Origin of the sequence: Neobacillus drentensis (genome assembly GCF_036965425.1) — a bacterium.
Taxonomy (GTDB): domain Bacteria; phylum Bacillota; class Bacilli; order Bacillales; family Cytobacillaceae; genus Neobacillus; species Neobacillus drentensis_F.
The window spans coordinates 18,387-27,006 of sequence record NZ_JBALPP010000093.1 but is presented as its reverse complement, the minus strand read 5'-3'; the positions used below and the strand labels follow the sequence as shown (position 1 = coordinate 27,006).

8 protein-coding genes are annotated in these 8,620 nt (G+C 37.7%); 5 read left to right on the top strand and 3 right to left on the bottom strand.

The window, feature by feature from the left end; all coding sequences use genetic code 11:
* The first annotated feature begins 273 nt into the window (after window positions 1–273).
* Complete coding sequence (locus V7161_RS21180) at window positions 274–3,087, top strand: DEAD/DEAH box helicase (RefSeq protein ID WP_335714856.1); 2,814 nt, start codon at window positions 274–276, stop codon at window positions 3,085–3,087.
* A gap of 19 nt (window positions 3,088–3,106) precedes the next feature.
* Here V7161_RS21180 and V7161_RS21175 read toward each other — a convergent pair whose 3' ends face one another.
* Window positions 3,107–3,505: a (deoxy)nucleoside triphosphate pyrophosphohydrolase gene (locus tag V7161_RS21175; protein WP_335714855.1), complete on the bottom strand. Its 399-nt coding sequence runs from the start codon at window positions 3,503–3,505 to the stop codon at window positions 3,107–3,109.
* A gap of 584 nt (window positions 3,506–4,089) precedes the next feature.
* Here V7161_RS21175 and V7161_RS21170 point away from each other — a divergent pair.
* The 4 genes from V7161_RS21170 (at window position 4,090) to V7161_RS21155 (ending at window position 7,181) form a co-directional block, all read left to right on the top strand.
* Window positions 4,090–4,422, top strand: a complete 333-nt coding sequence (locus tag V7161_RS21170) for an ArsR/SmtB family transcription factor (protein ID WP_308172278.1) — start codon at window positions 4,090–4,092, stop codon at window positions 4,420–4,422.
* Window positions 4,423–4,520: 98 nt separating this feature from the next.
* On the top strand, window positions 4,521–5,633 hold the full coding sequence (locus tag V7161_RS21165) for an NADH:flavin oxidoreductase (RefSeq protein ID WP_335472072.1): 1,113 nt from the start codon (window positions 4,521–4,523) through the stop codon (window positions 5,631–5,633).
* Window positions 5,634–6,251: 618 nt separating this feature from the next.
* Window positions 6,252–6,515, top strand: coding sequence for an aspartate/glutamate racemase family protein (locus V7161_RS21160; RefSeq protein ID WP_335714854.1), 264 nt, complete (start codon window positions 6,252–6,254; stop codon window positions 6,513–6,515).
* A 111-nt stretch (window positions 6,516–6,626) separates the two neighbouring features.
* Complete coding sequence (locus tag V7161_RS21155; protein ID WP_335714853.1) at window positions 6,627–7,181, top strand: hypothetical protein; 555 nt, start codon at window positions 6,627–6,629, stop codon at window positions 7,179–7,181.
* A 106-nt stretch (window positions 7,182–7,287) separates the two neighbouring features.
* Here V7161_RS21155 and lspA read toward each other — a convergent pair whose 3' ends face one another.
* Both lspA and V7161_RS21145 read right to left on the bottom strand, forming a co-directional pair.
* Window positions 7,288–7,725 (bottom strand): signal peptidase II, encoded by a 438-nt coding sequence (lspA, locus tag V7161_RS21150; protein ID WP_335714852.1) that lies wholly within the window; start codon window positions 7,723–7,725, stop codon window positions 7,288–7,290.
* Between the two features lie 101 nt (window positions 7,726–7,826).
* Entirely contained in the window at window positions 7,827–8,435 is a 609-nt protein-coding gene (locus V7161_RS21145; protein ID WP_335714851.1) for a TetR/AcrR family transcriptional regulator, read from the bottom strand.
* Window positions 8,436–8,620 lie beyond the last annotated feature (185 nt).

Here is an 8,620-nt window from a genome sequence, read left to right as displayed (position 1 = left end):
CTCTAGTCATATTATACTATATTAGGGGTCAGTCCTCCGGTACTTTAAAGCTTTACAATCCTGGTCTTCACATGTTAATTAGATTGTGGAAAGTATAAATATTTATAAAATTGTGGTATATGGAAATTAATAATCACTTTTAAAAAGACGATTCATAAAAAAGATCCTCTATTCACAAGAAAGAATAGAGGATCTTTTTATTTCCCTAATTATATTGTACAATTCTGGTATATCCAATAAATAACAGTATCAGAAAAAACAGGGGAAATTACAATGGAAGCGACTGAAAAGAAACTTATCGTTAATTCAGATAAAGGGAATTTATTAAGAGAATTAGTGAAGTCGATGAACGAGTGTGAGCGATTTTACTTTAGTGTCGCGTTCATTAATTTTAGTGGGCTGCAGCTGCTGCTGGATCCGCTAAAGGAAGCAGAGAAAAAAGGAATCAAAGGTAAGATTATAACTTCTACCTATCTAAACTTCACAGATGCTAAGGCTTTAGAGAAAATCAAAGAGTTTAATAATGTCGAGTTGAAGGTGTTTGTTACCGATAAGGAAATTGGTTTCCATACCAAGGCATACATATTTGAATACCGTAATAGCTATAAGGTCATTATCGGTTCATCGAATATTACACAAAGTGCTCTAAAAAGTAATATTGAATGGAATGTCGAGATCATTACGAAAGAAAATGGGCGGTTTATTCAAGATGTCTTGAAGGAATACGATTATCTCTGGAATATGAGTGAGGATGCAGATCAGGATTTTATTAATCGATATGAAGAATTTTTAGCGAGCTTTAAGCAAACTCAAAGAACCCACCAATTGATTTATGAAAACAAGCAATATATTGTTCCCAATCGAATGCAAAAGCGCGCAACAGAGAACTTGGAGAGACTTAGAAGCTTTGGCGAGAAAAAGGCCCTGGTCATAGCAGCAACAGGAACCGGTAAAACCTATATGTCGGCATTTGATGTCAAGAGTTTTAAACCTAGAAAACTCCTGTTCATCGTACATAGAGAAGAGATCTTGAAAAAAGCAAAAGATACCTTTGAAATCCTTCTTCCTAATGATGGCATCACCTTTGGATTACTTACAGGTAATCACAAACAGAAACATGTAGATTATGTGTTTGCAACGATCCAAACCATTTCAAAATGCTATGAGGAATTTGAAAAGGGTGAATTCGATTATTTAATCATTGATGAGGCTCATCATACTACTAGTCCAACGTATCAAACTGTCTTAAACTATTTTGAGCCGAAGTTTACTTTAGGGATGACAGCAACTCCTGAACGTAGTGATGGTTACAATGTTTTTGATTTGTTTGATAATAATGTGGCTTTAGAGGTACGGCTGCACGAAGCATTAGAGGATGAGTTGGTGATTCCTTTTCACTATTTTGGCATCACCGATATCGAAGGCATCGATTTAAGTGATGTGGATATTGATGATATCACCGAAATTACCAAGAGGTTGAAGGTCAATGAACGGGTTGATTTTATTATTGAAAAGATGGATTTCTATGATCATGATGGTGATAAAAGAAAAGGCCTAGGCTTTTGTGTCAGCATTGAACATGCACAGTATATGGCTAGTGAATTTAATAAACAAGGCTATAAAAGTGTATGTCTGTATGGTGCGGATTCACCTGAAACCCGTGAACGATACATTAATCGATTAGAAAATGACAATGATGAGTTAGAATTTATTTTTACAGTGGATATTTTTAATGAGGGTGTGGATATTCCTTCTGTTAATACAGTCCTAATGTTAAGACCGACAAACTCTCCAATTGTCTTTATACAACAGCTTGGTCGGGGATTACGAAAGCATGGTAATAAGGAATTCCTAACAGTCCTTGATTTTATCGGAAATCATAATAAAACATTTCTGATTGCCTTGGCGTTAAATGGGAGTCGCTACTATGATAAAGAAAGTTTAAAAGTGGCAGTTGCCACCGGATTTGCCAATATTCCTGGGTGTACTCATATTCAAATGGACAAGATCTCGGAGGAAAGGATTTTGGCTCAGATTGATAAAGAAAACTTTAATTCAATGAAGTACTTGAAGGAAGAGTATTTCGAATTTAAGAAGCTCAATCAGGGGCGAATTCCTTATTTACTCTTGGATTATCTGAAATACGATGGAGCACCCGATCCTGTGAAATTTATTGATCGTGAGAAAACATATCTATCCTTTGTAGCCAAAGTAGAGAAGGACGAGCATTTAAAAAGTCTGTTACTGAATGAGTCGTTTGAGGGTGTATTGAAGGAATTATCAAGTAAGCTTCCGCTGAAGAGGATATATGAGTTTAACATTATACGGTATTTGTTAGAGCACGAGGAAATTGACCTGGAGATAGCAAGGTACCAAATTCTAAAGATGATCACTGATGTGGATAATGATAGTATTTTGCATGCTTTTGAGTGCTTAAATCAAAATTACTATGATAGCGGCCAGATAAAGAATAAGCCCAAGCTAGTGCAATATAGCAACGGGAAACTAGTTAAAACACCTCTTTTTAAAGAGGTATTAGAAAATGAAACTTACCGGAAGTATATTGAAGATATCATCACCTACGGAATTTTCCGCTACGAGAAGGAATTCAAAGGTGAATATTACGGAGTTCCTCACTTTAAACTTTATGAACAATATCAAATGGTAGACGCTGCTTTACTATCGAATTATCGGAAAATCCATAGTTCTTTCAGGGGCTCCGGTTTACTGGCAAATGGAAACGAGTATTTCCTTTTCATCGACTTACATAAAGAAGAGGATGTAAAGGAAAGTATTAACTACAAAGATAAATTTATTAGCCCCTATGAGTTTCAATGGCAGTCGGTGAACAGTACTACCCAGCAGTCCGAAAGAGGTAAGAATATTATCTTTAATAAGCAGCGCGGAGTAAATCTCCACTTATTTATTCGAAAATATAGAGAAATCGATGGAAAAACCGAACCCTATATTTATATTGGTAAAGGGAATTCAGTTTCCTTCGAAGGAGATAAACCCATTACCGTCATCATGGAATTAGAGAATGAAGTTCCAGCAACTTTATATACTGAGTTTACAAAAAAAGTGTAGTCTTCTCATTTCGAGAAGACTATTTTTCTTGGATTAATTCCTCAACAGCAGGAACATCCGCCGGTGCCCATTTGAGTGAATCTAAGTTTTCCCGTTTTAACCAAATTAACTTTGAATGCTCACTTGGCGTCGGTGTTCCCTCAACTACTCTACATTTAATTGAGATCAAATTAATAATAAATGTGTCATACTCATGGGTGTTGTCACTAAAAACTTCTTTAAATGTTTCTACCTTACAATCCAGTTCTTCATCAATTTCTCTTTCAAGTGCAGAGAAAATGTCTTCATTTGCCTCTACTTTACCTCCAGGAAACTCCCACATATTCGGAATCGACATTTCTGGAGATCTAAGAGCACACAGAATTTCTTGCTGTTCATTTTCAATAATGGCTGCAACGACTTTTACAAGCTTTTTCAAGATAACCCTCCTATACATTTCACTAGCCATTATAATACCACTTTTGGTGGATAGATGCTGCATGTTGATTACAGCCATTGAAATATACCAACTCTGACATAGTATTTACCACTAAATGACAGGAAGTGTACCAAGGAATGACAGGATGTTTATCACCGCAATCTTACTGGTTATAAGAGGTATAAAGCCATAGTTTAGAATATCAAAAATGTTAAAAATTTGATTCAATTTCAATAGGACCAGCCTTACGCAAACGGTACTAATTATGGTGTAGCTATAGTATAACGTTGTAGACCTATACTGTGCAGCAACAATTCCTAATTGTGGAAAATATGAACAAAAATTCGTTAAGTTTTGTTCATATTTTAATATCAAAGTTTGTGATTTGTGAAGCTTTTCACTTAAAATAAAGGGCAGCTAACTATAGTATGAAAATCCACCGTATTCAACGTAAGTAATGATAACAAAAGTGATAGATTTCTATCTTTGTGGAAGCAATATCGGATTCAAGAACTGTTAGGACCTGTCCCCAAAAACCATCTGTGGTATACTGAGTTAAACAAAGTAGAAATGGGTGTCAATACATGAAGAACGAAGAGATACTTGCTGTGCTGAAATCTCTGTCCAATGAGACGCGACTCAATATTCTTTGTTGGCTGAAGGAACCAGGAGAAATGAACGCGAACCTGCCCACGGCCATCAAAGAAGAATTTCCAGGCGGTGTATGTGTAGGAAGCATTCAAGAGAAGTCCGGCCTCGCACAGTCTGTTATTTCCTCTTATCTGTCTTCCATGCAGAAGATTGGCTTGCTTGAGTCACGCCGCTTCGGCCAGTGGACATATTACAGGCGCAATGAAGAAGCAATTGCTGAGTTTTTGGAACAATTCGCAGCTGGATTGCACGCAAAAGTGGATTAACTTAATAATGTACGGCTTTATTATTTGCATATTAATCTATATATCTGTATATTCATTTTTATAGATTTAAAAAAACAGCGATATGAGGAGAGAGTACGATGAACTTATCCAAAGTAGCAGCACCTTTATTTGAGGCTTTTGAAGGCGGCAATCTGAAGCTAGAAAACCGCATTGTCATGGCTCCCATGACACGCTGCTTTTCCCCAAATGGCGTTCCGGGTCCAGATGTGGCTGGATATTATCGCCGCAGAGCAGAAAATGGTGTCGGTCTTATTATTACAGAAGGAACGGTTATCAACCATCCGGCAGCACCGGCCGACCATAATGTGCCCCACTTCTATGGTGAAGAAGCACTTGAAGGATGGGCACACGTTGTTCGGGAAGTACATGAAGCAGGCGGCAAAATTGCTCCACAAATCTGGCATACTGGCACGGCTCGCGAAAGAAAGAAATTTCCTGATTCAGATGCCGATCCAATCGGCCCATCCGGCTTGAGTCTGACTGGAAAACAAGTATCTGATCCGCTGACAGCCGAGGAAATCCGCGGTCTTGTTCAAAGCTATGCACAAGCGGCTGCAGATGCAAAGCGCATCGGTTTTGATGCGGTGGAGATTCACGGCGCACACGGTTATCTCATCGATCAGTTTTTCTGGGAAGTGACCAACAAGCGAACAGATGAGTATGGCGGCGATATGATTGGCCGTACCCGATTTGCGGTAGAGGTTATCGAAGCGGTGAGAGCTGCAGTCGGTCCTGACTTCCCAATTATCTTCCGTTTCTCCCAATGGAAGCCGGTTGATTACACAGCAAAGCTGGCTGCAACTCCTGAAGAACTGGAACGTTTCCTTAAACCATTGTCTGAAGCAGGCGTCAATATTTTCCACGCTTCCACACGCCGTTTTTGGGAACCAGAATTTGAAGGCTCTGACCTTAACTTGGCAGGCTGGACACGCAAGCTAACTGGCAAACCAGCCATCACAGTTGGATCAGTTGGCCTTGATTCCGAATTCACTAGCTTGTTTGAATCAGGAAAAGGTGGACAAATTGCCGGTATCGATAGCCTGATTGAACGCATTGAACGCGGAGAATTCGACCTAGTTGCGGTAGGCCGTGCCCTCTTGAACGACCCGGCATGGGCAGCCAAAATTCGCGATGGCCGCAATGATGAACTTCAAGCATTTACCCGTGAGGCACTTGGTACGCTGAGCTAATCTGTGTTTTAGGGACAGGTTCCTATACTCATTTTTAAGGATTTATCTTATTTACCTAAAGAATGGGCTCCTCGTAAATGGGACATTAGATTCTATTAAAAGACTCCACAGAGATAATTTTACTCTGCGGAGCCTTTATTTTGGATATTAATGCTCGTGAATCCGAGTCGCAAAGTGCCTGTCACTGCGACCCGCCTAGTTTACTCGATTTCCTTGCTTAGTTGAACACAGTTTGGAAAGACTCAACTGGTGCTACAAGATTCAAATGCGATGTCTTAGAGGATTAGAACATGGATTCTATAGAAGTTGATAATACTACCGAAAACATTTTATCAGTATGTCAATGCAGTAAATGTGAGAATGAAATATTGTGTACAAGATATTAATGCACAGTACAACGATACTATGCAATAGAAGATGATTGTCCACAGTCTGGCGCGATTGCGGAAAGCCAAAAGCCTAATTCCTCGGTAAAATGGGAGGATTAGGCTTTTCAATTCAATATCTCCATTGCTTTTCTAATGGTAAATGCGTTGACACTAAGTGGTAAATTCCGTGGCAACTGATGGTACAAAAAATGGCATAGGTGGTAATTTCTTATGGCTGTAATCACATGTTTTGCCGAATCAATCGGAACAGGAATACATACCTAGAAAAATTGTTGAGGAATTGGAAAATGGTATCTTGAAAAACGAAACAAAAGAAGGTTTTTTAACCATTATTAATCAATTGGTAAATAGAGACGGTATACAAGGAATCATATTGGGCTGCACTGAACTCCCTATGTTAATCAAAAATGAGGATTTAACTATCCATTCACTAAACACAGCAGAAATTCACATAAATAAGATCGTCGATACCATTTTTGATACGGCTCTTTAGTTCTTATTATTTAGGAAGTTTAGAACGATTTCGAATTGTTAATGTAACTCAATGGAGTTAATCTAAATGAATATCCCCAATTTGGGCAGTTTAATAATGGAGGGCATGTTAATGATTGTATATCATGGTTCTATACAGAAATTTAACCATTTTAATAAAGAAACGGTTGTTCAAAAATTAAATAATGATATCGACACGATTGGATTTTGGTTTACTTCGGATATCGCTTCGGCGAAACCTTTTGCTATTGGAACTGAGACCGTTATTCAAAAATCAGAGACGGAATTTTGGGAGGACAGAACCCCTAAAATGGTGCAAGTTGAAAAGCCGGTCAGAGGATTTATTTACAAAGTATTTATGGATGAACTAAATCTTAAGGAATACCAATCAGATTCTGAGGATTCCTATGATTTGTTTATGAAGGAACGCGACCAATACTGTGATTATTTCGAATCCAGTAAAAGGAACCTCACCTGGAGGGACAATGCTGCCCTGCTAAATAAAGAAGAAGCCAATTCGGCGTTTCGAAAAAATCTTATGAACCTGAGATATGAAGGATTAGTTATACGAAACACTAAGCTGCATAACAGTGTTACCGACCTATATTGCATTTTTTCGGAAAACTCTCTTCACATTGCAGATGTGATATCAGTAGATATTTTTTAATATTCAGATAATCAGCATTGTAGAAGAAACATATGTATAGGATTAAATGATAAATAGAGACGGAATACAAGGGATTATATTGGCCAAGCATATGTAGGAGAAGAATCTAGTGCTTATTTTTAAACCATCTAACGACCCCATAAATAATAAGTAGTAACCCCCCAATCTCGATAGCATGATCGGCCAAGTTAAGAATTCCGCCAGAGCGAATGATAAAATCTGTCACCTGCCCAAACAAAAGTCGATCGATTCCATTTCCAATTGCTCCTCCGACTAGGAATCCAAAACTACAATCGGTGAGAGCACCCTTCATTTCTCCGGTTTTGCGAAAATATAAAACAGCTATCACGAAAAACACAGCCACAACTCCGAAGAGCCGTGCATTGCCTTGAAATAACCCTCCTGCCATCCCGCTATTTTCAATATGTGTGAGTTGTATTCCCCACAATGTAAATGATTCATTGATATCAATGTAGGCACGAATTAGATATTTAGAAAGCTGGTCCATCACAATAACGAGGATTGCAATTACATAAAATAGCATATAAAGTCCTTCTCTCTTGCAGAATAACTTGCATCCTAATCATCATTATAATTGGAAGCTTTTTTCTATTCTATTTTGAAGCTCGCCTTTTTAGGCTAAAGTTATTTGTGATGTCCAATATATTGAAATGAGTGAATATGAGTTTTCGTTAGCTCAATGACTTCTTGGATAAAATCTTCTGGCGTTTCTTTGAAGCCATTTTGGATCCAAGTATGAAGGAGACCATAAAAGCCATAGGCTGTATAACGTTTAAAATAATCCATATTCACGGGGATATTGTTGATGGTTTCGAAAATAAATTGTTCTTTATAGATTTTTAAGATTGTTTGAGGGAACCGTGTATGCAATCCTGGTAACGTGTCATCGTAGTTTATTAATGTAAAAAAACTCTGGTTTTTATAGATGTAAGAAACGATATTAAAAGATGGTGCATTTAGCTTAGCTGTATTAACCTTTTGACCAGGAACATAGGCTTTGCCTACAGAATCTTCTAATTCCTGAAGCATGGAAACAAGTAAATCCTCAGCCAATTCCATTTTATCTATGTAATGAAGATAAAAGGTGCTGCGATTATAAGCGGCGTGATCGACGATGTCTTTTACAGTAACGGAATGGTACCCCTTCTCTTTTATGAGTTCAATCAATGCTTGCTTTAAATGCGCTTTTGTACGGTTTTGTCGTTGAGACTTTGTATTTTGTTCATTATTCATGAAAAAACCTTCCTCAATATAGACAGATTTAGCGTAAGTGTCTACCCAGTAGACACTTAATGATATCTTAATGATTGTTAGTTGTGAACAAAATAGTACAATTAAATTGTGAACAATAAAGCACAGATAATAGATTTATCTATTATTTTTCTCTAGACTGTGCTAAAGAATTCTTAAATATGAGG